The organism is Rhodopseudomonas pseudopalustris (genome assembly GCF_900110435.1).
Lineage (GTDB): Bacteria > Pseudomonadota > Alphaproteobacteria > Rhizobiales > Xanthobacteraceae > Rhodopseudomonas > Rhodopseudomonas pseudopalustris.
The window spans coordinates 234,332-257,845 of the sequence record NZ_FODT01000002.1 but is presented as its reverse complement, the minus strand read 5'-3'; the positions used below and the strand labels follow the sequence as shown (position 1 = coordinate 257,845).

General features: G+C 65.6%; 21 protein-coding genes. 5 read left to right on the top strand and 16 right to left on the bottom strand.

The features are described from left to right. Positions 1-48 precede the first annotated feature (48 nt). Both BMY71_RS04550 and ppdK read right to left on the bottom strand, forming a co-directional pair. Positions 49-1,473: a cell wall hydrolase gene (locus BMY71_RS04550; RefSeq protein WP_092682048.1), complete on the bottom strand. Its 1,425-nt coding sequence runs from the start codon at positions 1,471-1,473 to the stop codon at positions 49-51. 399 nt (positions 1,474-1,872) lie between these two features. After that, positions 1,873-4,605, bottom strand: coding sequence for a pyruvate, phosphate dikinase (gene ppdK / locus BMY71_RS04545; RefSeq protein ID WP_244525976.1), 2,733 nt, complete (start codon positions 4,603-4,605; stop codon positions 1,873-1,875). Positions 4,606-4,615: 10 nt separating this feature from the next. Between ppdK and BMY71_RS25180 the strand changes: the two genes are divergently transcribed. Further along, a complete protein-coding gene (locus BMY71_RS25180) occupies positions 4,616-4,825 on the top strand; it encodes a hypothetical protein (RefSeq protein WP_244525975.1) in 210 nt (69 codons plus the stop codon). Positions 4,826-5,046: 221 nt separating this feature from the next. Here BMY71_RS25180 and BMY71_RS04540 read toward each other — a convergent pair whose 3' ends face one another. Further along, positions 5,047-5,202, bottom strand: coding sequence for a DUF3096 domain-containing protein (locus BMY71_RS04540; RefSeq protein WP_011501645.1), 156 nt, complete (start codon positions 5,200-5,202; stop codon positions 5,047-5,049). A 346-nt stretch (positions 5,203-5,548) separates the two neighbouring features. Here BMY71_RS04540 and BMY71_RS04535 point away from each other — a divergent pair, with 346 nt between their 5' ends. Then, entirely contained in the window at positions 5,549-5,758 is a 210-nt protein-coding gene (locus BMY71_RS04535) for a hypothetical protein (protein WP_092682044.1), read from the top strand. Here BMY71_RS04535 and BMY71_RS04530 read toward each other — a convergent pair. The 4 genes from BMY71_RS04530 to BMY71_RS04515 all read right to left on the bottom strand — a co-directional run bounded on the left by BMY71_RS04530 (position 5,713) and on the right by BMY71_RS04515 (position 10,792). Next, positions 5,713-6,813 (bottom strand): hypothetical protein, encoded by a 1,101-nt coding sequence (locus BMY71_RS04530; protein ID WP_092682042.1) that lies wholly within the window; start codon positions 6,811-6,813, stop codon positions 5,713-5,715. The two genes, BMY71_RS04535 and BMY71_RS04530, sit on opposite strands and share 46 nt — an antisense overlap. Before the next feature lie 241 nt (positions 6,814-7,054). Then, a complete protein-coding gene (glyS, locus tag BMY71_RS04525; protein ID WP_092682040.1) occupies positions 7,055-9,337 on the bottom strand; it encodes a glycine--tRNA ligase subunit beta in 2,283 nt (760 codons plus the stop codon). Continuing rightward, positions 9,338-9,769 (bottom strand): endonuclease domain-containing protein, encoded by a 432-nt coding sequence (locus BMY71_RS04520; protein ID WP_092682038.1) that lies wholly within the window; start codon positions 9,767-9,769, stop codon positions 9,338-9,340. A 90-nt stretch (positions 9,770-9,859) separates the two neighbouring features. Next, positions 9,860-10,792, bottom strand: coding sequence for a glycine--tRNA ligase subunit alpha (locus tag BMY71_RS04515; RefSeq protein WP_092682036.1), 933 nt, complete (start codon positions 10,790-10,792; stop codon positions 9,860-9,862). 186 nt (positions 10,793-10,978) lie between these two features. Between BMY71_RS04515 and BMY71_RS24780 the strand changes: the two genes are divergently transcribed. Then, a complete protein-coding gene (locus tag BMY71_RS24780) occupies positions 10,979-11,119 on the top strand; it encodes a hypothetical protein (RefSeq protein WP_175557610.1) in 141 nt (46 codons plus the stop codon). Between the two features lie 122 nt (positions 11,120-11,241). Here the strand turns inward: BMY71_RS24780 and BMY71_RS04510 are convergent, their stop codons facing one another. The 4 genes from BMY71_RS04510 to BMY71_RS04495 form a co-directional block, all read right to left on the bottom strand. Then, positions 11,242-11,430 (bottom strand): hypothetical protein, encoded by a 189-nt coding sequence (locus BMY71_RS04510; protein ID WP_092682034.1) that lies wholly within the window; start codon positions 11,428-11,430, stop codon positions 11,242-11,244. 206 nt (positions 11,431-11,636) lie between these two features. Next, positions 11,637-12,536, bottom strand: coding sequence for a S49 family peptidase (locus BMY71_RS04505; RefSeq protein ID WP_092682032.1), 900 nt, complete (start codon positions 12,534-12,536; stop codon positions 11,637-11,639). 251 nt (positions 12,537-12,787) lie between these two features. Beyond that, a complete protein-coding gene (locus BMY71_RS04500) occupies positions 12,788-13,567 on the bottom strand; it encodes a tRNA1(Val) (adenine(37)-N6)-methyltransferase (RefSeq protein WP_092682030.1) in 780 nt (259 codons plus the stop codon). After that, positions 13,560-13,787, bottom strand: a complete 228-nt coding sequence (locus BMY71_RS04495) for a putative signal transducing protein (RefSeq protein ID WP_092682028.1) — start codon at positions 13,785-13,787, stop codon at positions 13,560-13,562. Before BMY71_RS04495 ends, BMY71_RS04500 begins: the two co-directional genes overlap by 8 nt. Before the next feature lie 223 nt (positions 13,788-14,010). On the opposite strand from BMY71_RS04495, the gene BMY71_RS04490 reads away from it, so the two are divergent. After that, positions 14,011-15,021, top strand: a complete 1,011-nt coding sequence (locus tag BMY71_RS04490) for a polyprenyl synthetase family protein (RefSeq protein WP_011501636.1) — start codon at positions 14,011-14,013, stop codon at positions 15,019-15,021. Positions 15,022-15,380: 359 nt separating this feature from the next. Here the strand turns inward: BMY71_RS04490 and BMY71_RS04480 are convergent, their stop codons facing one another. The 3 genes from BMY71_RS04480 to BMY71_RS04470 form a co-directional block, all read right to left on the bottom strand. Then, positions 15,381-16,265, bottom strand: coding sequence for a 4-(cytidine 5'-diphospho)-2-C-methyl-D-erythritol kinase (locus BMY71_RS04480; protein WP_175557609.1), 885 nt, complete (start codon positions 16,263-16,265; stop codon positions 15,381-15,383). A gap of 19 nt (positions 16,266-16,284) precedes the next feature. Continuing rightward, on the bottom strand, positions 16,285-18,063 hold the full coding sequence (locus BMY71_RS04475; RefSeq protein WP_092682022.1) for a tetratricopeptide repeat protein: 1,779 nt from the start codon (positions 18,061-18,063) through the stop codon (positions 16,285-16,287). Between the two features lie 236 nt (positions 18,064-18,299). Beyond that, positions 18,300-19,958: an electron transfer flavoprotein-ubiquinone oxidoreductase gene (locus tag BMY71_RS04470; RefSeq protein WP_011501633.1), complete on the bottom strand. Its 1,659-nt coding sequence runs from the start codon at positions 19,956-19,958 to the stop codon at positions 18,300-18,302. 196 nt (positions 19,959-20,154) lie between these two features. Between BMY71_RS04470 and BMY71_RS04465 the strand changes: the two genes are divergently transcribed. Continuing rightward, a complete protein-coding gene (locus BMY71_RS04465; RefSeq protein WP_092682020.1) occupies positions 20,155-21,003 on the top strand; it encodes a uracil-DNA glycosylase in 849 nt (282 codons plus the stop codon). Between the two features lie 13 nt (positions 21,004-21,016). Here the strand turns inward: BMY71_RS04465 and BMY71_RS04460 are convergent, their stop codons facing one another. After that, a complete protein-coding gene (locus BMY71_RS04460; protein WP_092682455.1) occupies positions 21,017-22,528 on the bottom strand; it encodes a glycosyltransferase family 39 protein in 1,512 nt (503 codons plus the stop codon). A 71-nt stretch (positions 22,529-22,599) separates the two neighbouring features. Then, the gene (gene rnhB, locus BMY71_RS04455) at positions 22,600-23,496 is read right to left on the bottom strand and encodes a ribonuclease HII (protein ID WP_092682018.1); all 897 of its coding nucleotides are present in this window, start codon (positions 23,494-23,496) and stop codon (positions 22,600-22,602) included. Positions 23,497-23,514: the final 18 nt, after the last annotated feature.

Genomic DNA, 23,514 nt, shown 5'->3' with positions numbered 1-23,514 from the left:
GGGAGCGCGCTGCCGGTGGCGCAGGCTCAATGCTTGTCAGCCAGCAACTCAATTCTTCGCGTTGATCTCGGCCGAGCTCTTCGCCGCTTCGGCGAGTTGGGCGCTGATGGCTGCGGTTTCCGACGCGTCGCCCCAGCTCGGCGCTTCGCTGCCGTCGCCCCAGTTGCGCGGTCGGTAGAAGGTGTGCACGCCGGTGCGATACATCTTCTTCATCTCGTGCACCCAGGACGGCCGCACCCAATAGGCATGATAGTGCGTCGACTTGGCGACTTCCGGCAGCCACAGCTTGCCGTCGAGGCTCGCCTTGGCGATCTTGCGGGCGCGATCCCACATTTCCGGCTCGCGGACGACGTCGGCGACGCGGTCGCAGGCGAAGGTGAATTGGCAGGCGAGCCGCCTGTGCTTGTTCTGGTACACCACGCCGCAGACATTGTTCGGGTAGAAGCCCGAGAAGGCGCGGTTGAGCACGACCTGCGCGACCGCGATCTGGCCGCGCACCTTCTCGCCGCGCGATTCGAAATACACCGCCTCGGCAAGGCATTTCTCGTGCTTGGCGCGCAGCTTCGCGTCGAACAGGCCGAGCCGCTCGGCGGGCGTCTTGGCGTGATGATCGGCGTTGACCTCGCCCTTGCCGGCGACGGATAGGCCGGCCGCTTCCGGATCGACCGCGGTCGCCGACAGCAGCGGCGACTTCATCTCCGGATCGGCGCCGTGCGGCGTGACGATCATCGGCTCTTCGCCAGGTTGCCACTGTTCGAGCGATTCCTCGGGGCCGCCGAGCGAGCCGGTGCCGAAGAAAAGGCTCGACGTCTTGAAGGTGAACGGATCGCGAGGCGGCGCGGCGGCCGTCTCGGCATGATCAGTCGACTTGGGATGCAGCGCGACATGCAGCGCGTCCGCCTCGAGCGCATGCGCAGCGTCGTATTGCGGCAAAGGCTCGGACTTCAGCGCTTCTGCGAGTTCCGGATCGAGCGGCGCATTGTCGGTGGGCACCAGTTCGGCGGTTTTGGCGCCGGCGACGTTCGGCGCGTTCGGATCGTCGCTCGCCGATGGCGCGGCGTCATCCGGCGTCGCAGTCCCCGGCTTGAAGATCGCGAGACGATCGCCCTTCAGCGTGCGATCGACGGCGGGAAAATCGGACGCCTGATAGCGCGACGGCGGCTGCGCCAGCGGATTGCGGGTCAGCGCGCCGACCAGACCGAGCTTGCCGTCGAGGCTGGCGAGACGAGAGTCGGCGCCCTGCGGCGCCCAGGTGCCGATCGGACGGCCGAACGAAAAGGTCGCGACCTGGATCGAGCCGAACGACGAGGCGAACATCCGCTTCTGCCAACGCTCGGTGACGCCCGGCTGGCGAACCAGCAGCGAGGCGATATCCTGATAGCCGATTTCGGTCGGGAACACCGCGAACACGCAGAGCCCGAGACCGAAGGACGCAATCCGTGCGCCCTTCGGCCGGTTACGCATGACTGACATCGATACGCTCACGCAACGCTTACTGGAACCAACCTGTCGTTTCGAACAAGTTGATCTTCTCTGTTGTTATTCGATTAAAGTTGCTTGTGCGTTAATCGCCGATGCAGCAGCGCCACACGCAACAACAAGCGATTAGTTCGCAGAACTTCCGCGAGCCTTGGTAAACCGCAACTTCATTGTAGTGGTTAAGATTGCGTCAAGGCACGACGTCGACGGAACCTCTCAATTATCACGCGCGCGACTCGGTTCCCGCTCGGCCGACACACACACGCCATTCGATCCACAAGCGTCGCCTACAAGCGTCGACTGCCCGCACGTGCGAGCAATCACCACGCAAGCAAATGGCCGGGACTTGCCCGGCCATTGCAATCAGTTATCAGGATCGCTCGCGCGAGACGCTCAGGCCTGGCCGGCAGCCGCCTTGCCGAGCGCGGCCTGCGCCGCCGCCAGCCGCGCGATCGGCACGCGATAGGGCGAGCACGACACGTAGTTGAGACCGACCTCGTGGCAGAAGGCGACCGAGGCGGGATCGCCGCCGTGCTCGCCGCAGATGCCGACCTTGAGGTCCGGCCGGGTCTTGCGGCCGCGCTCGACGCCGATCTTCACCAGTTCGCCGACGCCGTCGCGGTCCACCGACACGAACGGATCGACCGCGAAGATGCCCTTCTCGATATAGGTGCCGAGGAAGCTCGCGGCGTCGTCACGGCTGATGCCGTAGGTGGTCTGGGTCAGGTCGTTGGTGCCGAACGAGAAGAACTCGGCGGTCTCGGCGACGTCGCCAGCCATCAGGCAGGCGCGCGGCAGCTCGATCATGGTGCCGACCTGGTACTTGAGTTGGGCTCCGGTCTCGCGCGACACCGCATGCGCGGTGGCGTCGATCCGGGCCTTGACCAGGTCGAACTCCGCACGGGTCGCGATCAGCGGCACCATCACTTCGAGCCCGACCGCTTCGCCGGTGCGCTTCTCGGCCTCGACCGCGGCCTCGAAGATGGCGCGGGCCTGCATCTCGGCGATCTCCGGATAGGCGATCGCCAGACGGCAACCGCGGAAGCCGAGCATCGGATTGAACTCGGCGAGATCGCGGGCGCGATCGGCGAGCCGTCGCGGATCTGCGTTCATCGCACGCGCGACTTCCTCGACTTCGGCGTGGCTGTGCGGCAGGAACTCGTGCAGCGGCGGATCGAGCAGCCGGATCGTGACCGGCAGGCCCTTCATGATCTCGAACAGCTCGACGAAGTCGGCGCGCTGCATCGGCAGCAGCTTGGCCAGCGCCGCGCGGCGCGACTGCTCGTCCTCGGCGAGGATCATCTCGCGCACGGTGCGGATGCGGGTCTCCTCGAAGAACATGTGCTCGGTGCGGCACAGACCGATGCCTTCGGCGCCGAACTTGATCGCGGTGCGCGCATCGACCGGGGTGTCGGCGTTGACGCGGACCTTGAGCTTGCGGACCTGATCGGCCCAGCCCATCAGCGTGGTGAAATCGCCCGACAATTCGGGCTCGATCATCGGCATCCGGCCGGCCAGCACCTGGCCGATCGAGCCGTCGATGGTGATGATGTCGCCGGTCTTGAAGGTGCGCGCGCCGATCGTCATCGTGCCGCGGCCATAATCGACGCGGATCGCGCCGCAGCCGGACACGCAGGGCTTGCCCATGCCGCGCGCGACCACCGCGGCGTGCGAGGTCATGCCGCCGCGGGTGGTGAGAATGCCTTCAGAGGCGTGCATCCCGTGAATGTCTTCGGGGCTGGTCTCGATCCGGACCAGAATGACTTTGCGTCCGTCGGCCTGGAGCTTGGCGGCTTCGTCCGAGGAGAACACGATCTCGCCCGAAGCGGCGCCCGGCGACGCCGGCAGGCCGGTCGCGATGACGTCGCGTTTGGCGTGCGGATCGATCGTCGGATGCAGCAGCTGGTCGAGCGAACTCGGCTCGATACGGGCCACAGCGTCGATCTTGCTGATCAGGCCTTCATGCGCGAGTTCGACCGCGATCCGCAACGCCGCCTTGGCGGTGCGCTTGCCGCCGCGGGTCTGCAGCATCCACAGCTTGCCCTGCTCGACGGTGAATTCCATGTCCTGCATGTCGCGGTAGTGCTTTTCCAGCAGGGTGTAGATCCGCGTCAGTTCCTGGAAGGCGTCGGGCATCGCGACTTCCATCGACGGCTTGTCGGAGCCGGATTCGAGGCGCGCGTACTCGGTGATGTCCTGCGGGGTGCGGATGCCGGCGACGACGTCCTCGCCTTGCGCATTGATCAGGAACTCGCCGTACAGCCGGCTCTCGCCGGTCGACGGATTGCGGGTGAAGGCGACGCCGGTGGCCGAGGTCTCGCCCATGTTGCCGAACACCATCGCCTGCACGTTGACGGCGGTGCCCCAGGATTCCGGAATGTCGTGCAGACGGCGATAGGTCACCGCGCGCGCATTCATCCAGGACGAGAACACCGCGCCGATCGCACCCCACAGCTGATCGTTCGGATCCTGCGGGAAGTCCTGACCGATCTCGCGCGCGACGGCGTCCTTGTACTGGCCGACCAGCAGGACCCAGTCGTCGCCAGTGAGGTCGGTGTCGAGCGTGTAGCCCTTGCTGTCCTTGTAGCTATCGAGGATTTCCTCGAAATGATGATGCTCGAGCCCGAGCACCACGTCGGAATACATCGTGATGAAGCGGCGATAGCTGTCATAGGCGAAGCGGCGATCGCCGGACATCAGCGCCACGGCCTCGACGGTCTCATCGTTGAGCCCGAGGTTGAGCACGGTGTCCATCATGCCCGGCATCGACGCACGGCCGCCGGATCGGACCGAAACCAGCAACGGATTCTTCGGATCGCCGAAGCGCTTGCCGGTCAGCTTGCCGACATATTCCAGCGAACGCTCGACCTGCGCCTTCAGCTCCTTCGGATAGGTTTTGTCGTTGGCGTAGAAGTAGGTGCAGACCGAGGTCGGAATGGTGAAGCCCGGGGGCACCGGCAGGCCGAGATTGGCCATCTCGGCGAGGTTGGCGCCCTTGCCGCCGAGCAGGTCGCGCATACTCGCCTTGCCATCGGCCTTGCCGTCACCGAAGGTGTAGACCCACTTGCCGGCCTTCGGCGCGCTGACTGCCTTCGCCGCGGTCTTGCTGCTGGCGGCCTTCGCCACCGGCTTGCTCTTGGCGACGCTCTTCGCGGACGGCTTTGCCACCGACTTGGCGACCGGCTTGGCGACCGGCTTGCTAACAGCCTTCTTGGCGGCCTTCGGAGCCTGCTTCGGCGGAGTCTTCGTCAGCGCCTTGCGGGCGCTCGGCGCAGCGGTCTTGCCACGCGCGGGCGCCGAGGACTTCGGCGCCGAAGACTTGGACGCCGAAGACTTGGACGCCTGAGACTTTGACGCCGAAGATTTGGACGCCGAAGATTTTGGTGCCGAAGACTTAGATGCCGAAGACTTGGATGCCGAAGACTTTAAGGCTGAAGATTTGAGGGTCTTCTTGGTCTTGGAAGCGGCTTTGGCCATGGCTCTCAACGGTCCGCAAGAGGGGGAAAGATTTCGGCGCTATACACCACGTTTTGGCCGTTGCAAGCAAGCTGGCCGGCCCTCTGCCGACTAAAGGTGCAAGAAGCGAAGCACGCCGAGACCGATCAGTCCGATGCAGATCAGGTAGATCGCCACCACGATGTTGAGCAGACGCGGCATGATCAGAATCAGGATACCGGCGATCAGCGCGACGATGGCGGGAATGTGGGCAGCGGTGATTGTCATGGCAGTTGGCTCCGGCTGAGGGATATCGAGATCGAATCGCAAACGGATTTGTAGCGGGCGGGTGGGGTCATGGATACTGGCGCCTGACGACGCCGATCAGGTCGCCTGAGTTCCACTCCGCACAAAATCGCGCGCGCATGCAGCTTTCTCAGGAACATCACGCCGCGGCGGGCATTGCTTCGGTGACTGCTGCGGACAACTGGCCCAACGAGGGCGCTCGCCGGAGCACCGCAGTTCGAGATCGTTCAGGTGGACGAAGAAGTCGCCGGAACGAGATCCGGGCGCGAACGCTGCGACTGGATCAGAGAACCCCGCCCCGCCCCCCGCCCGGGCGGGGTTCTTCTGTTTGCGCCTGCGAGTTGCACGCAGCCTGCGCGAGCGCGATGAAAAGGGCGGGCGCAACGCCGGGCTGGTGGTGCTGCTGCTCAATGAGGCGCGCGGGCTGGATGCCGGGGCTCGGCGGGCTGTATTCGTCGACCGCGACCGCGCGCGGGGCGATCTGAGCGCCGATCAGCCGCCCTTCAGCATCGACAGCAGCGTCGTCGTCGCCTTGTAGCTCTGCACCGCATTGTCGCGGAACGCCGGCGTCCAGTTCGCTGCGGTGCGCTCCTCTGCGCTCATCGCCGAATAGGAATTGAGCAGCCCGAGGCTGAAATCGGCCGGATTGCCCGAGGTCTGGCTTTGCTTCAGCGCCGTGAGAATACTGGCGCGATTGCGGCTGTCGAGCTCTTGCTTGGCCGCGAAGGTCTCTTCCTTGGAGAACAGCTGATCCTGATTGAGCGAGATCGCCGACAGCGAGCGGTTGTCGAGCGACGACAGATCGGCCATCTGCCCGACCTTGCGGCCGGGGTCGTAGATCAGCTCTTTGCCGGCAGCGGCGGCCTGCTTGGCCTGATCGTCGAGCGCGGCGCGCGCCGAGTTGGCGACGCTGGCGAAGCTCTGCGTGTTGGTCGGGCTGCCCGACGGATATTGCGCCAGATAGGACGCGACTGGATCACCGGAGATGCCCGAGGGCGCCTTGGTCGGATCGCTCTGCGTCGCGGTGAGGCCCTTGGCGATGGCCGCCCGCTCGGCCTGCCAGGTCGACGTCGCCTTCTCCTCGCTCGAGGCGCCGTCGAGATAGTCCGCGGCCGCCTTGTAGATCGTATTGTAGTTGTCGGTCAGCTTCGCGGTCTGCGCCGCCGGCGACAGCGCCGCGTTGAAACCGGCGATCCGCGTCACCGCGGCGAGCGTCTGCTCGGCCTCGGTGAACTTGCCGCCGGCGTTCGACGCCACCGCGAACAGCGCGCGGCGATCGAGCGAGGATGGATCGATCGTCGGCTTGCCGCTCGCATCATACGGGCCGGTGACGCCCGCCGCCTTGTAAAGCTTGTCGAGCGCGGCGCGGCTGTCGCTGATGACGGCGGTGAAGTCCTTCGCGGCGGTGGCGTTGGCGAGCTGCGCCCGCGCCGCTGCCGACAGCGTCAGATTGGTCGCGGAATTATTCGAGGTGAACGGGTCGTCGCCGGTCGAAGCCAGCACGCCGGCCAGCGAATTCTGCGACACCGCCGTGCGGGCATAGGCCGCGCCATATTGCGCGCAGGAATTGAGGCCGGTGGTAACCGTTGTCATGGGCGACGTCCCGCTGCGAGTAAGGCGGTTAAGAAACCCTTACCGGCCGCCAACTTTTCAGGACATGGTTAACGACACGTAAATATTTCCGAATTGCTGGAAATATCGGGGACGCGTTGCAGGCACTCAGCGCCGTAATTCCGGGGCGCGCGCAAAGCGCGCGAACCCGGAATCCGGAGCTTCAGGGCATCTCGGGATTCCGGGCTCGCTCGCTGCGCGAGCGCCCCGGAATGACCGACGATCAATCCTGGATCTTCGAGAAATCCGCCACCGCGCGCGTCGCGGCGCGGATTTCGCCCAGCAGCTTCAGGCGGTTTTCGCGGACGGCTTTCTCGTCCGCGTTGACCGTGACCTTGTCGAAGAACGCATCGACCGCCGGCCGCAGGCCCGCCATCGCGGTCATCGCGGCGGCGAAGTCTTCGCGCGCCACCGCCTCGGTCGCCTCCGCCCGCGCCCGATCGATCGCGGCCGCCAGCGCCTTCTCCTCGTCCTGCGCGTAGAGCGACGCATCCGGCACGCCATCGAAGGCGCGGCCGTCCTTCTTCTCCTCGATCCGCAGGATGTTGGCGGCGCGTTTGGCGCCGGCGAGCAGGTTCTTGCCGTCGTCAGTGGCGAGGAACGCCGCCAACGCTTCGACCCGGCGGACGATCATCAGGATGTCGTCCTGGCCCTCTAGCGCGAACACCGCGTCGACGAGATCGTGACGAGCGCCTTGATCGCGGAGCTGGACTTTGAGGCGGTCGGCGAAGAAGGCAAGGAGATCACCGCATCGCGAGCTAACAAGCTCGCGAAGCTCGGCATGCTTTTTAGGATCTCGAATTACTTCCGATTCAGTTTGCGGATTCCACTCCCTAAATGCACCCAACTTCTTATCGTAGGAGGCACTGATGATGGGAAAAATCTCCTCCGCAAGCCCCTCCTCATTGGCCAGCGCCATGATTTTTTGAACATTCTCCGATTTCATCCACTCATGGAAAACGAACAAACTTGCTTGAGGACGAATGATCGTCATTAGATTCAGGCGAAGGCTATTCTCTAGCACTAGCCTGATCACCCCCAGCGCCGCGCGTCGCAACGCAAACGGGTCCTTGCTGCCCGTCGGCTTCTCGTCGATCGCCCAGAACCCGACCAGCGTGTCCAACTTGTCCGCCAAGGCCACCGCTATCGAGACAGAATCGGTGGGGACGCGGTCGGTCGGGCCCTGCGGCTTGTAGTGCTCTTCGCAGGCGGCGGCGACGCTCAGGTCTTCACCCTGCGCCAGCGCATAGTACTTGCCCATCAGGCCTTGCAGTTCGGGGAATTCGCCGACCATTTCAGTCAGCAAATCGGCCTTGCACAACTCACCAGCGCGTTTCGCCTTCTCAACATCGGCGCCGACCAGCGGCGCGATCTTTGCAGCGAAGCTCTTGATACGTTTAATGCGCACTGCCTGCGTGCCGAGCTTTTCGTGGAACACGATCTGATCGAATTTCGGCAGCCGGTCTTCCAGCTTGGTCTTCAGATCGGTGTCGTAGAAGAACTTCGCGTCGCTCAATCGCGCGCGGATCACACGCTCGTTGCCGGCGGTGATCGCGGCGCCGCCGTCGCTGGCTTCGATATTCGATGTGAGGATGAATTTGTTGGCCAGCTTAGCCGTCGCGGGATCGGCGACCACGAAGCACTTCTGGTTGGCGCGGATGGTGGCGCGGATCACTTCGCCGGGGATCGACAGGAAGTCCGCGTCGAACGAGCCCATCAGCGCAACCGGCCATTCGACCAGCCCGGAGACTTCGTCGAGCAGTCCCTGATCCTCGACCAGTTCGTAGTTCTGCGCCTGCGCCAGGGTTTTCGCATCCGCCAGAATGATGTCCTTGCGGCGCTGCGGATCGAGCACGACCTTGGCGGCATAGAGCTTCGCCTCGTAGTCCTCGAAGCGGCGCACACTGATCTCGTCCGGGGCCATGAAGCGATGGCCGCGCGTCACCTGCCCGGCCTTGATGCCGCTGACGTCGAACGCCACCACCTCGGGTTCCTCGGTGTCGATGCCGAAGGTCGCGACGATCGAATGCAGCGGCCGCACCCATTGCAGCGCGCCGGGCTTGGCGGAACGCTCGCCCCAGCGCATCGATTTCGGCCACGGGAAGGTGCGCACGATCACCGGCAGGATGTCGGCGAGCACATCGATCGCAGGCTTGCCCGGCTTCTCGATCAGCGCGATGTAGAAATCCCCCTTCTTCGGATCGCGCTGGATCTTGGCCTCGTCGAGCGAGGCGAGCCCGGTGGCTTTCAGAAAGCCCTGCACGGCGGCGTCCGGCGCGCCGACCTTCGGCCCCTTGCGCTCGTCCTTCAGATCCGGCTGCCGCGCCGGAATGCCATGCACCGTCAACGCCAGCCGCCGCGGCGTCGCGAACGCCTTGGCGCCCTCATAGACGAGGCCCTCGGCGACCAGCTTTTCGGTCACCATGCGGCGCAGATCGTCAGCAGCCTTGGCCTGCATCCGCGCCGGGATTTCTTCGGAGAACAGTTCGAGAAGGAGGTCAGGCATTTAGTTTGAAATCCTGGTGCGAGAACGGCGCGGCTTGCGGGGAGCGCGCGGTTTTGGCTCCCCTCCCCCTTGCGGGGAGGGGTCGGGGGTGGGGGTCAACGCGGACTGAATCTCGGCGAGGACACCATCGAGGTTGCCGAGCACATCGTTGTTCCAGAAGCGAAGGACGCGATAGCCCTCGGCTTCGATGAAGCGACTGCGCGCTTCGTCGGCGACGTGCTGCTCATCATGCTGACCGCCATCAAGTTCGATCACCAGCCTGGCGCCGCGGCTGGCAAAATCGACGATGTAGGGCCCGATCGCGGCCTGCCGGCGGAAGTGTGAGTTGGACAGCACGACGTCGTGCCGCAGGCGCTGCCACAGCAAGCGCTCCGCGTCCGTCGGGTTCTGGCGCATCGTGTGCGCGAAGTAACGCTGGCGATCAGTGGTCATCGCTGGCGATCCAAACATCGAAGTCTGCATCCGTGGACCCCCACCCCCGACCCCTCCCCGCAAGGGGGAGGGGAGCAGGAGCGCTTCCTATTAGTCCGCCCCGCCCGCTTCCGTGTGCAACCAGGCTTCGCCGCAGGCTTTGGCCAGTTCGCGGACGCGCAGGATGTAGCTTTGGCGTTCGGTCACCGAGATCACGCCGCGGGCGTCGAGCAGGTTGAAGACGTGGCTGGCCTTGATGCACTGGTCGTAGGCCGGCAGCGCCATCGCGTGCGCTTCGCGCTTGTCGCTTACCCAGCCGGCGTCGAGATATTTCTTGCAGGCGGCTTCGGCCATCTTGAACTGTTCGAACAGCATCTCGGTGTCGGCGACTTCGAAATTGTGCTTCGAATATTCCTTCTCGGCCTGCAGGAAGACGTCGCCATAGGTGACTTTGTCGGCGCCGTCGCGGCCGTTGAAGTTGAGGTCGTAGACCCGGTCGATGCCCTGCACATACATCGCCAGCCGCTCGAGGCCGTAAGTCAGTTCGCCGGCGACCGGGGCGCATTCGACGCCCGCGACCTGCTGGAAATAGGTGAACTGGCTGACTTCCATGCCGTCGCACCAGCACTCCCAGCCGAGTCCCCAGGCGCCGAGCGTCGGGCTCTCCCAATCGTCCTCGACGAAGCGCACGTCGTGCAGCGCGGTATCGACGCCGATCGCGGCCAGCGATTTGAGATAGAGATCCTGCAGGTCCGGCGGCGACGGCTTCAGGATCACCTGGAACTGGTAATAATGCTGCAGCCGGTTCGGGTTCTCGCCATAGCGGCCGTCCTTCGGACGCCGCGACGGCTGCACATAGGCGGCGTTCCAGCGTTTCGGGCCGAGCGCCCGCAGCGTGGTCGCCGGATGGAACGTGCCGGCGCCGACCTCCATGTCGTAGGGCTGCAGGATCACGCAGCCGTAATCGGCCCAGAAACGCTGCAGCGTCAGGATCAGGCCCTGGAACGAGCGTTCCGGGCGCATGTGCGGAGGCGTCGGGTCCATGATCGGCTTTGGATTCGCAAGGGTTTTCGGAAAGAGGGCGGACCGTATCGGTGCAGCCCCGCCGAATCAAGGCGATACGGGCGTCAAACCACCCCGCGGACGGCCATTTACCCGCTGTTAACCATCCCGGTTGCGCCCGGACGCGACGCCGAAAATCATTAGCAATTGCTGGGTAACGATCGGACCGTGGGATCTGCGTGCGGCTGGGGGGCGGTGCGCAAAGATCGACGGGAGCCGGAAATGACGACAATTCAGATGATCGGCGCGCTGATGATCGTGCTCACGGTTGCGCCGCTGCTCGGCGGCGAGATCGGCGGCCGTCGCTAAAGTGACCGGGTGCGGGAGCGCGCCCGACCAGTTGCAACCTCCAAGGTTGCGTGCCGGCCTTGCGGGCGATGCCCCCGCCCCAGGGCCGGCGCCAGGGTTTCAGACGAGAACGCCGCGGGTGATCAGCCCGGCCGGTAGGCGCCGGTCACCGGGTCCTGGCGCAGCGTCGGAAGCTCGACCGGCTGCGGCTCGGCGAAGATCGCCGACCGGGCCTCATCCAGTTCCTGATTGATTCGCCCGGCGCTCCGGAACGCCCAGCGCACGAAGGCTATTCCGACGAGGCTTCCGGCGAGTACGAGCAGCGGCGGCATTGGTCGGTCCTTATCTTAAGTGACGTCACGCCCCACAACACTCTTTCTGAATCGACCCCGCCACGCAATCGCATCCGGCGGGGCGAAACAGCGCGCCCACATGTTCCAGAGCAGGATCACGCCTCTTAGGGTCGTCATCCTGCCCTGGAGTCATGTTTGAGCATGACAAGTTCCGAAAACCAGTCTCCGCTTTTCGGGGGCATGCGTTAGAAGCCGTATTTCGCCCAGATCGCGCGCGTTTCCAGCGCCGAGATCAGCGATTCGGGGAGCGCCGCGAGCCCATCGAGCGATGCCTCCGCGCCGGACGATCGACGCATGAAGCTCGCCAGCAGGCCGGACGGCGGCGCCACCACCGGCGTGCGCACCTTGTCGCCGAAGCGCGCGCGGAGCACCGCGCGCAGATCGCCGATCGCGTCGCTGAGGCCGAGCGACACCGAGGTCGCGCCGGCCCAGTACTCGCCGGAGAACAGCAAATCCTCGGCGCCCTTCAGCCGCGCGCCGCGGCTGTCCTTCACCAGCGAGATGAACAGCGCGTGGATCTCACGCTGCAAGGCCTTCACCCGGGCGACGTCAGCCGGGTCCTCGGGCAGAAACGGATCGAGCTGCGCCTTGTGGTCCCCGGCCGTGTACAGTCTGCGCTCGACGCCGATCTTCTTGATCAGTTCCTGAAAGCCGAAGCCGCCGCCGACCACGCCGATCGAGCCGACGATCGACGACGGATCGCAATAGATCTCGTCGGCGGCGCAGGCGATCATGTAGCCGCCGGACGCGGCGACGTCTTCGACGAAGGCGATCACCGGCAGTTTCTTTTCCGCCGCGAGCGCGCGGATGCGCAGATAGATCAGCCGCGACTGAACCGGCGAACCGCCGGGCGAATTGATCGCCAGCGCCACCGCCTTGGCGTTACGCGTCGCGAATGCGCGCTCCAGCAGCCTGGCCACTCCCGCGAGAGTCATGCCCGGGCGAAGCGGCGTGACGGCGCCGATCACACCCGACAAACGCACCACCGGAACCACCGGAATATCGGAGCGAAACCGTGCCGGAATCAGTTTGCCGAACCCCGCGAGCACGCCCGAGGAGCTGCGACCTGTCGCCGCGTCATTCATACGGTTACCCAAATGTTGATCATTTTTCGATAGCCCAACTCAGTGTGTGATCTGGAACGCGTTTTGCAAAGCCCAGTTGCATATAGGCACGTGGCTGCAATGACGCAGCGGAGAGAGCCATGAAAATCTATCTGTTGATGCTGCTGATCGGGGCGATTTTGGCCTCTGTTCACTTCACCGCGAGGGCGGATCAGCGGACCAAGACGCTTCCGCACTAATCAGTCTGCGCAATTTTTGCACAGTGCTCGCGATTATGTGAGCACCAGCGGAAGGGTCTGCTCACCAGCCAGAACGGCACGCGCCACAGCGGTCGGCGCGCCGGAGGCCTCGTTCAAAATCAGCGCCGCGTGAATCCGGAGCGGCGCCCGGCTGCCCTTCACCGCACGTACCAGCACCCGAATCGCAGGCTCGTTCGGGTTGCCATGAACGGGTATCAAGGCGACGCCGCCAAAGCCGCGGCCGAGCGCCGCCAGCACCTCCGCCAATCCATCGGCGCGCCAGATCAGATTCAATTCGCCCCCCGATTTCAGAACGCGTCGCGCCGCGTGAACCCACGACTGCAACGTCGACTGGGTCGCGACATGGGCGATCTGCCGGGCTTCGTCCGGCGAACCCCGATGTCGCGACGGATCGTTGAACGGCGGGTTCATCAGCACGACATCGACGCTGTCGGGCGCAAGACCGGCGGCCGCGAAGGCCTCCGCGCCGGCGGCAACGTCCAGCGCGATGGCCGTGGCGCGAATGCCGTTGGCCGCGGCGTTTCCCCGCGCCAGATCGGCGAGGCCTGGATCGAGTTCGACCAACGCGAGATCGAGATCCGCGATCCGCGCCGCGACCGCGAGGCCGGCCGTGCCGACCCCGGCGCCGAACTCGACCACCCGGTCGCCTGGCCGGGCTACGGTCGCCGCCGCCAGCAGAACGGCGTCGTGGCCGGCGCGGTGGCCGGAAACCGGCTGCCGAAGCCGCAGCCGCCCGCCGAGAAAGCCGTCCTCGGTGGTCGGATACGGCGCTCGCGCGGTCTGATCACTCATCGGTGCGAAGTTCATGGGCGAGGCCCGCATCCGTCAAAACCTGACGCGCCGAGCTCAAATCGTCGGGATGGACCAGAACACGCCGCGGAATGACCCCGACCGAGCCCTCCAGGATGCTCATATTCTGGTCCATGACCAGATAGTGGATATGGGCGCCGTCCATCAGCGCCCCGATCGCCGAGATCAGCACCACGTCATTGGTCCTCACCAGTTCCCGCAACCTTGCGCCTCCCCTGATCCGTGCATTATAGCTCCCAGCGACCTTCACGGGCGAATGCTCGGCTCGTGAGCGGGCCGGTCCCATGATATAGTGGGGATCACGTCGAAGAGCGAAATCGCCGGCCGGCGCCGCGTCGGCACCCAATTCGCCTCGAACAACGAAATCAGGAGTTTTCGAGCGGATTCCATTTGCCCGAAAATCTCCCCGAATGTGGAGACTGAGCGTGGCCGTAGTCGTACCTTTCGAAGGCCCCCCGCCGGCGACGATCGACCAATTGGTCGGTCTCGTCGCTGCGGATATGGAGCGGGTCAACGCCACCATCCTGTCGCGCACCGGCTCAGACGTCACGATGATCCCCGAGGTCGCGAATCATCTGATCTCCTCGGGCGGCAAACGGCTGCGGCCGATCCTGACGCTGGCGATGGCCAACCTCACCGGCTATGCCGGCGACGGCCACATCAAGCTCGCCGCCGCGGTGGAATTCATGCACACCGCAACGCTGCTGCACGACGACGTCGTCGACGAGAGCGAGATGCGCCGCGGCAAGAAATCGGCGCGGATGCTGTGGGGCAACGAGGCCAGCGTGCTGGTCGGCGACTTCCTGCTCGGTCAGGCGTTCCGGATGATGGTCGAGGTCGGCAGCTTGCGCGCGCTCGACATTCTGTCGGCGGCGTCGGCGACGATCGCCGAAGGCGAAGTGATGCAACTCGCCGCCGCCAAGAACACCGCCACCACCGAGGACGAATATCTCGCGGTGATTCGCGGCAAGACCGCCGAGCTGTTCGCGGCGGCCTGCGAAGTCGGTCCGACGATCGCCGACCGGCCGAAGGCCGAGCAGTCGGCGTGCCGCTCGTTCGGGATGAACATCGGCATCGCCTTCCAATTGGTCGACGACGTGCTGGATTACGGCGGCAAGGCCGCCAAGCTCGGCAAGAACGTCGGCGACGATTTCCGCGAGGGCAAGATCACGCTGCCGGTGGTGTTGGCGTTCCGCCGCGGCAACGACGCCGAGCGCGCGTTCTGGATCAAGGCGCTGGAGCGCGGCGAAATCACTGAAACCGATCTCGATCAGGCGATCGCGCTGATGGCCAAGCATCGCGCGCTCGAGGACACCATCCAGCGCGCGCATCATTACGGCGCGATGGCGGTCGACGCTTTGGCGCTGTTCCCGTCCTCGCCGATGAAGACCGCGCTCGAGCAGGTGGTCGCGTTCTGCCTGGCAAGGTCGCACTGAGCGCGGCGCCTCTCCGCTGGCCGCCGCATCGCCACACAGCAGGCCGTCATCCCCCGCCCATGCGGGGGAACCAGTATCCCAGAGCGCCAATGGTGAAGCGAAGCGGTGCGCTCGCGCCGCCCTCCACCATCGCTGGCGCTCTGGCATACTGGGTCGCCCGGACAAGCCGGGCGATGACGACTGTGATCGGGGTCCCCCTCTCGGTCATTCCGAGGCGCCGCGTAGCGGCGAACCCGGAATCCATAACCACAGGTTGGAGTTGGGCCGAGGCCGCTCGCCCATCTCGCTCACCAGCGAGGCCAGGGGCTATGGATTCCGGGTTCGCGCTGCGCGCGCCCCGGAATGACGAGAGCTTTTGATCAGCTCAGCGCGCCGGCGTGAACCCACCAGCCGGGCTGCGCGGCCTTCAGCAGTTGCGCGCCGGCCTGCGCGTCGTCGTCATTGGCGAACAGCGCGAAGCAGGTCGCGCCGGAGCCGGACATCCGCGACAACCGCACGCCCGGCAGCGCGGCCAGCGCCCGCAGCACCTCGCCGACGATCGACTCGACCTTCAGCGCCGGCGCTTCGAGATCGTTGGTGCCGCGCTTGACCGCCGCAATCCAGTCGGCGGCGGAGGAGCCGTCGGTCGGCCAGCCGGTCGATTTCAGCAAATCGACGACGCCGACGTTGAGCTGGCCGGCGCGCAGGCCAAGCGCGGCGAACACCTCCTTGGTCGCCACCGGCACGCGCGGATTGACCATCACCGCAGGCAACCGCGGCAATTGCAGCGGGGACAGATTTTCACCGACGCCGGTCATGACGCAGGGCTTGGACGGCAGGCAGACCGGCACGTCAGCGCCGGTGAGCCGCGCCGCCTCGACCACGCGCGGATCGTCGGCGGACAACTCGTTGGCGCGGGCGAGCAGCCGTAACGCCGCCGCCGCGTCGGCCGAGCCACCGCCGATTCCGGCGGCGACCGGCAGATGCTTGTCGAGGACAAAGCCGCCGGTGCGCAGGTTCGGCACGCGTTCGGCGAGCAGGCGGGTCGCCTTCAGCACCAGATTGTCGGAGGTGTCGCCGCAATCCTGCGCGCCCGGCCCGGACGTGACCAGACTGAGCTCGGCGCCGGGTTGCAGCGTCAGGCGATCGGCGCAATCGGCGAACGCCACCACGCTTTCGAGATCGTGATAACCGTCGACGCGCCGGCCCACCACCCGCAGGGTCAGGTTGACCTTGGCGCGCGCCTGCTCGCTCAGCGCAGTCATCGGCAATCCGTCACTCACGTCAGCCGCCCTTGCCGTCTTCTTTTTTCTTGTCCGCCGAGGCCGCCGACGAGGTGTCGTCCGGCAGGCCGTTGGCGAGCTTGGCCTCGATCTTCGGTAGTTCTTCCGGATCGGGCTTGAGGTCGCGGGCGTGCGCCCACTGGAAACGCGCCTCCAGCGTGCGACCGACGCGCCAGTAAGCGTCGCCGAGATGATCGTTGATGGTCGGATCTTCCGGCTTCAGATCAATCGCGCGTTCCAGCGTCTTCACCGCATCCTCGAAATTGCCGATGCGGAAATATGCCCAGCCGAGCGAATCGACGATGTAGCCGTCGTCGGGACGCTGATCGACGGCGCGCTTGATCATCTTCATCGCTTCGTCGAGATTGATGCCCTGGTCGATCCAGGAATAGCCGAGATAATTGAGAACGTGCGGCTGCTCCGGCTGGAGCTGCAGCGCCTTCTTCATGTCGATCTCGGCCTTGGCCCACTGCTTGGAGCGCTCCTCGCAGATGCCGCGGAAGTAGTAATAAACCCAGCTGTTCTTCTCGGCCCCGGACAGCGCGTCGATGCCCTGCGAATAGGTCACGGCGCAGTCGGCGAACTTCTTGCGGCCGCGCTCGATATTGCCGAGCGCCATGATCGCTTCCAGATCCTTGCCGTCTTCGGCAATCACGGTCTTCAGGATCTTGATCGCCTCCTCGCTGCGGTCGGTCGCATCGAGATCGGTGGCGAGCTGGATTTGAGCGTTGCGCTTCAGCGGCGAATTCGCCGGCACGCGCTCGTAGACCTTCACCGCCATCTGCGGCTTCTTGACCGACTCGTAGAGGTCGCCGAGCGCCAGCAGCGCCAGCGCGTGATCGGGCTGCAGATACAGCGCGAGCTGCAGATAGACCAGGGCGAGGTCTTCGCCGCCGCGGCGGGTCAGCGACGCGCCGATGCCGTACAGCGCCTCGGCCGCGCCGGCCTGCGGACTGTCGACCAGCGGCGGCAGCTTCTTGCCGGCCTTGGTGTCGTTCAGGCCTTCGACAACCAGCGGATGACGGGACAGCTTCTTGTCGAAGCTCTCATAGACGGCCACCGCGGACTTGTCGTCCTTGTTGCGCGACAGCCAGCGCGCATAGGCGTCCATCACCCGAAGCGCGGAATCGTCGAGCTTGTAGGCGCGTTCGAAGCGAACGCCAGCGTCCTTCTGACGGTTCGCGAGTTCGAGGATCATACCGGAATGGAGATCCTTGAAGATCGGATACCATTCCGGACCGGCGAGCTTGTCGATATTGGCCACCGCGCCCTTGACGTCGCCGGCTCCCTCCATCGCCCAGCTCGCGAGCAGGGTCGCGATCAGGTCGGTGATCGGGCCGCGGACCGACAGATTCACGTTCTGAATCGCGGACGCGTATTTCTTTGTCTTGAGGTCCCGAGCGCCGAGCACGAGACGAGCGACGCGGTTGGTCTTGTCGATCTTGAGGATGCGATCGGCGAGCTTGACGGCCTCGTCGATATTGCCTTCGGCCAGCGAAGAGATGAAGGCGCGGTCGAGCAGCTCGTTGTTCTTCGGATCGGTGCGCAGCGCCGAACGATAGAACGCCGCCGCCGCGGCGGCGTCGCGCTCGACGCTGGCGTGACGGGCGGCCAGATAGCTGCCGGCCGTCGTCATCGACCGCAAATCCTGGCCGGACGGAAACTGCGCCGAATTGTCAGCGGGATGGTCCGGGGTCTGCGCCAGCGCCTGACCCGCGATCGGCAGTGCCGCGACGGTGACGGCGACAAACATCGAGCGACGGAGTCGGTGAAGAAGCATCAAATTGCCTAGCTCCAGGAAAGGGCTCGGATGTCCCGGCCGCCGAGCCGGCAGCGTCTGGCCGATGACAATGACGGTTTTAGCGCCCAACCGCAAGGATTGGACCAGGCACGCATCGAAGCCGCAGCACCGCAAAGTGTCGCGGCGCGGCCCTCGATCCGATTGAGACTGCCGCAACATGGCAGCATCGTGGCCGGGGCATTTCTCTCCGGCCGCAACCGCTCACGACATCGTGGTCACATGCCCTGATAATTCGGCCCGCCGCCACCTTCCGGCGGCACCCAGGTGATGTTGCCGTTCGGATCCTTGATGTCGCAGGTTTTGCAGTGGACGCAGTTCTGCGCATTGATCACGAAGCGCGGCCCCGACGGGTCCTCGACCCATTCATACACCGCCGCCGGGCAATAGCGCCCGGACGGTCCGGCGAAGACGTCGTGCTCCGACTTCTTCTGCAGGGCCATGTCGGCAACCTTCAGATGCACCGGCTGGTCTTCCTCGTGATTGGTGTTCGACAGGAACACCGAGGACAGCCGATCGAAGGTCAGCTTGCCGTCCGGCTTCGGTCCCGGATGCGGCTCGTGCGACTGGGCAGGATCGAGCGTCGAGCGGTCGGGCTTGCCGTGCGACAGCGTGCCGAACACCGAGAAGCCGAGCGTCGAACACCACATCTCGAAGCCGGCCAGCACCACGCCGACCGCGGTGCCGAATTTCGACCACAGCGGCTTGACGTTGCGGATCCTGAACAGATCGCGGCCGATCGCGGAATCGCGCCACGACTCCTCGTAACTCTTCACCTCGTCATTGCTGCGCCCTTCGGCGAGCGCCGCCGCGACATGTTCCGCAGCCAGCATGCCGGAGCCGAGCGCGTTGTGAACGCCCTTGATGCGCGGCACGTTGACGAAGCCCGCGGCGCAGCCGACCAGCGCGCCGCCGGGGAAGGTCAGACGCGGCACCGACTGATAGCCGCCCTCGGTGATGGCACGGGCGCCGTAGGAGATCCGCTTGCCGCCCTCGAAGATCGGCGCGACCGAACGGTGCGTCTTGAACTTCTGGAACTGCTCGAACGGCGACAGATACGGATCGTCGTAGTTGAGATGCACGACGAAGCCGACCGCAACCAGATTCGCGCCGTAGTGATACAGGAACGAGCCGCCGCCGATGTTGTTGCTGAGCGGCCAGCCGAACGAATGCGCGATCCGGCCCTTGCGGTGCTTCGACGGATCGATCTCCCAGACTTCCTTGAGCCCGATGCCGAATTTGGGCGGATCGCTGTCCTTGTCGAGCTTGTATTTCGCGATCAGCTGCTTCGCCAGGCTGCCGCGTGCGCCTTCCGCGAACAGCGTGTACTTGCCGAGCAGTTCCATGCCGCGCGTGAATGAATCCTTGGGCTGGCCGTCGCGGCCGATGCCCATGTCGCCGGTCGCGACGCCGCGCACTTCACCGTTGTCGCCGTACAGCACTTCGGTCGCGGCGAAGCCGGGATAGATCTCGACGCCGAGTTCCTCGGCCTTGGGCCCGAGCCACCGGCACAGATCGCCGAGCGAGCCGATGAAGTTCTGGTGGTTGTTGAGCATCGGCGGGACCATGATGCTCGGGACCTTGTAGGCCTTCTCCGACGTCATGACGTAGAAATGATCGTCCTCGACATGCGTCTTGAGCGGACAGGCCTCGTCCTCGCGCCAGCCCGGCATCAGCTTGTCGAGCGGCGTCACGTCGATGACCGCACCCGAGAGGATGTGCGCGCCGACCTCGGAGCCCTTCTCGACGACGACCACCGACAGCTCCGGATTGAGCTGTTTCAGGCGGATTGCGGAAGCCAGTCCCGAAGGTCCCGCCCCCACGATCACAACGTCGAATTCCATCGATTCGCGGGGCGGCAGCGTTTCGTCGCTCATGTATTTTCTCGCAGAGGCACTCTTGAACGTTTCCTACAGGTGTTCTTTCTTATTTTTATCGGAAGGACAACCACCCAAATGTACCTGCCGCCCGATCGTTCCGGCTTTCACGCCGCGTTTTTCTCGGGCACAGTTCGCTGTGCGAAATGCGAACTCATCCCGCTTTCTTCACTCCGTCCTCGATCGATCGCCCGTCATGACACCTGAACCCGCGCCGAGCTTGCAGCAGTTGCTGGCGTTCTATCTCGAAGCCGGCGTCGACTGCGCACTGAACGATGAGCCGATCAACCGGCTACTCGACGACGCGATCGTTGTACCGGTTCAAGCCGAAGCCAGCGAGGCTGCGCCCCGGCCGGACTCGGAAAAAATTCGATCGCTCGCGCCACGACCGAGGACCCAACCGGCCGGCGCCATTCCGCCGTTACCGGAAGCTGCGATTGTTTCGGCCCGCGAGGCGGCCGCGACCGCACCTTCACTTGAGGCTTTGCGCGCGCTGATGGAGCAGTTCGACGGCTGCGCGCTGCGATCGACTGCCACAAGGTTGGTGTTCGCCGACGGTAATCCGAAGGCCAGTATCATGCTGGTCGGCGAAGCGCCGGGCCGCGAGGAGGACATCGAAGGGCTGCCGTTCGTCGGCCGCTCCGGCAAGTTGCTCGACCTGATGCTCGCGGCGATCGGCCTCGACCGCAGCAAGGTCTACATCGCCAATGTGATTCCATGGCGACCGCCGGGCAACCGCACGCCGACGCCCCAGGAGACCCAGATCTGCCTGCCGTTCATCAGGCGGCAGATCGAGTTGGTCGATCCTGCGATTCTGGTGACGCTCGGCAATCCCTCGACCCAGGCGCTGCTATCGACCCGCGACGGCATCATGCGCACGCGCGGGCGCTGGTTCGATTACCACAACGGCGCGCGCACGATCCGCGCGCTGCCGACGCTGCACCCGGCCTATCTGCTGCGACAGCCGACCTACAAACGACTGGCGTGGCAAGATCTGCGCGCGATCGCCACCGCATTCGCGGCGCTGGAATCGCCGGTGAACTGACGGGCGATGGATCTTAAGGCGCCGCTTTCGGCCGCACGATCGCCCAACCGATCCGCAGCAAGGGCTGACGCCCGGCGATCATCCGTTCGAACGCGCGCGGTAGCTCCGGCACGATATCGGGAAACCGCATGGCGAGTTCCGGCGGCGGCCTGCCGGCGGTATCGGCGGCGCGCCAAACCACCACGCCGCCGCGCTCGTTGAACGTCGCCGGCGTCACCCAGGGCGTGCGCGACGGCGTCGCGTCGAGAAACAGATGTGGCCGCGACGCGCCCATCGCGATCAGACCGGCAAGCTCTGGATCGCCCGCCACCGCCGATAGCGGCCGGCCGGTGCGGCGCTCGAAACTGTCGCCGAAATAGCGGGCGATGTCCTTGGCGGGCAGCGATGTGGCGAGTTCGGTCTGGCTGACCCAGGGCTGAACCACGGACGCCACAATCACCGCCAGCGCCGGCGCCGCCACCAGCGCGGCCCACGCCGCGCGCAGCACGCGCTGCCGGCGCAGATGGATGAGGTCGCCGGTCGCGATCACCACCGCGAGTCCGACCATCAGCAGAGCGATCCCCGCCCCGCCAATGACGTGCTTCAGCCCGAACAGGCCGGCGACGATGGCGCCGAGCAGCGCCGGCGCGAGTGCGAAGAAGTACACGAACTGCCGGGCCAACGGATCGACCGGTGCGCGGTACACGACCGGCGCGTCGTCCGGCCTCGGGTCAAAACGGCTGGTATTGAGCAGCACCAGCAGCGCCATCCCGCCGATTGCGACCAGCAGCCCGCCGAACAGTTCGGCGCCGAGCAGCGCACGATCGCCGAGATCGCCCAACGCGGGCAGCGGCGGCAGCGCGAAAATGTCGGCGCGTAGCAGCCAGATCCCATAGGGCAGCACCAGCACTGCGACCACCAGCAGGCTGAACAGCGGATCCAGCGACATCAAAGCGCGCCGGCTGCGCGCGGTCGACAGCGCGAAGCCGATCGGCAGCAGCAGCAGGGCCGGCGCGGCCACCGTGGTCAGCAGCAACAGCCCGACCTCGATCGACAGCGCGAACCAGGCGCTGCGCCGGCCGCGGCCGATGATTTCCCAGCTGTGCCACAACACCAGCGCCCAGAGCGGCCGCGCCAGGACCAGCGGACCGAATTCGGCGCCCTGCTCCGCAAAGGCGGTCACCGTCGACGTCAGCAGCACGGCGATCACCGCGTGCTGCGGGCCGACCATGCTGCGCGCGAGCTGAAACAGCCCGTAGAAGGTGATGATGAAACAGACCTGCGCCAGCAGATAGACGCCCACCATATGGCCGCCCGCGGCGCGAAACGCGATATCGGCGAGCCAGAACGCCAGCGGCGGCCCGAGGTCGCTGCCGACCTGATACTCGCGGCCATAGGCGAGGACCGTGGCGACGCCTTCGGGCGGACTGGAATAGACCAGCAGCGGCACCAGCACCCAGAGCAGCGCCTGCGCCGACACCACCAGCCAGAACATCAGCCGCGGCCGGGCGCGGATCAGCTCGATGATCAGGGAGGTAAAGCGCATGAGGGGCCAGCGGAGTTCGGTTGGCCCGTGATAGAGCCCGCCGCCGCCACAGGCAACCAGCTTGGCCGCGCTCACAGCGTGGCGGCGATCCCTGCGTCGACTGGGGTTTCGAACAGGTCGCCGGTGACACCGGTCTGCTCGGCCGGCACGCCCTCGATTTTTCGCCATGCGGCGGCGACCGGGGCGAAGAACCGGCGGTGATGCACTGTCGGGCCGAGCCGCGCCAAGGCTGCGAGATGCTCGGGCACGCCATAGCCCTTGTGGGATTCGAAGCCGTAGCCGGGGCATTCCTGCGCGAGATGGCACATCAGGCGGTCGCGCGACACTTTGGCGATGATCGAGGCCGCCGCGATCGACGCGATCAGGCCGTCGCCGCCGACCACCGCCTCGCTTTCGCACCGCGTCGCCAGCCGGTCGCGGCCATCGACGAAAACGTGCTGCGGCAGATCCGGCAGCGCGTGCACGGCGCGGGTCAGCGCCCACAGCGAGGCACGCAGGATGTTGTCGCGGTTGATCCGCTCCGGCGAGGCGTAAGCGACCGCGACCTGCGCGGTGGCGCAGATTTCCTCGAACAGCTCCTCGCGCCTGTCCGCGGTGAGCCGCTTGGAGTCGTCGAGCCCCTTGGGCACGCGCTTCGGGTCGAGCACCACCGCCGCCGCGACGACGGGGCCGGCGAGCGGTCCGCGTCCGGCCTCGTCGCAGCCGGCGACCGGCCAGACGCCGCGCTTGATCAGCGCCCGTTCACGCCGAAAGCTCGGCTGCGCCACCGCAATGACGCCCTTGCCGAGGCCTTTGGTACGCGGTTTTGCAGCACCAGCATCGGCCCCGGCTTTGGAAGACGCAGCCTTGGAAGACGAAGCCTTGCTAGAAGTTGCCTTGGTAGACGTCGCCTTGGCGACCGATGGTCGCGCCCGCAGGGCCGACGACTTCGACGCGGCCTTGGCGGACTTCTGGGGTTCCCGAATCATGCCGGGATGCTGCGGGCT

Bases quoted from the DNA above. Each gene is read 5' to 3' on its own strand.
- BMY71_RS04550 (WP_092682048.1), bottom strand. From the start codon at position 1,473: ATGTCAGTCATGCGTAACCGGCCGAAGGGCGCACGGATTGCGTCCTTC.
- BMY71_RS04500 (WP_092682030.1), bottom strand. From the start codon at position 13,567: ATGAGTGATCAGACCGCGCGAGCGCCGTATCCGACCACCGAGGACGGC.
- BMY71_RS04520 (WP_092682038.1), bottom strand. From the start codon at position 9,769: ATGACCACTGATCGCCAGCGTTACTTCGCGCACACGATGCGCCAGAAC.
- BMY71_RS04510 (WP_092682034.1), bottom strand. From the start codon at position 11,430: ATGCCGCCGCTGCTCGTACTCGCCGGAAGCCTCGTCGGAATAGCCTTC.
- BMY71_RS04470 (WP_011501633.1), bottom strand. From the start codon at position 19,958: ATGAGCGACGAAACGCTGCCGCCCCGCGAATCGATGGAATTCGACGTT.
- BMY71_RS04505 (WP_092682032.1), bottom strand. From the start codon at position 12,536: ATGAATGACGCGGCGACAGGTCGCAGCTCCTCGGGCGTGCTCGCGGGG.
- glyS (WP_092682040.1), bottom strand. From the start codon at position 9,337: ATGCCTGACCTCCTTCTCGAACTGTTCTCCGAAGAAATCCCGGCGCGG.
- rnhB (WP_092682018.1), bottom strand. From the start codon at position 23,496: ATGATTCGGGAACCCCAGAAGTCCGCCAAGGCCGCGTCGAAGTCGTCG.
- BMY71_RS04540 (WP_011501645.1), bottom strand. From the start codon at position 5,202: ATGACAATCACCGCTGCCCACATTCCCGCCATCGTCGCGCTGATCGCC.
- BMY71_RS04530 (WP_092682042.1), bottom strand. From the start codon at position 6,813: ATGACAACGGTTACCACCGGCCTCAATTCCTGCGCGCAATATGGCGCG.
- BMY71_RS04480 (WP_175557609.1), bottom strand. From the start codon at position 16,265: ATGACTGCGCTGAGCGAGCAGGCGCGCGCCAAGGTCAACCTGACCCTG.
- BMY71_RS04475 (WP_092682022.1), bottom strand. From the start codon at position 18,063: ATGCTTCTTCACCGACTCCGTCGCTCGATGTTTGTCGCCGTCACCGTC.
- BMY71_RS04460 (WP_092682455.1), bottom strand. From the start codon at position 22,528: ATGCGCTTTACCTCCCTGATCATCGAGCTGATCCGCGCCCGGCCGCGG.
- BMY71_RS04515 (WP_092682036.1), bottom strand. From the start codon at position 10,792: ATGGACCCGACGCCTCCGCACATGCGCCCGGAACGCTCGTTCCAGGGC.
- BMY71_RS04465 (WP_092682020.1), top strand. From the start codon at position 20,155: ATGACACCTGAACCCGCGCCGAGCTTGCAGCAGTTGCTGGCGTTCTAT.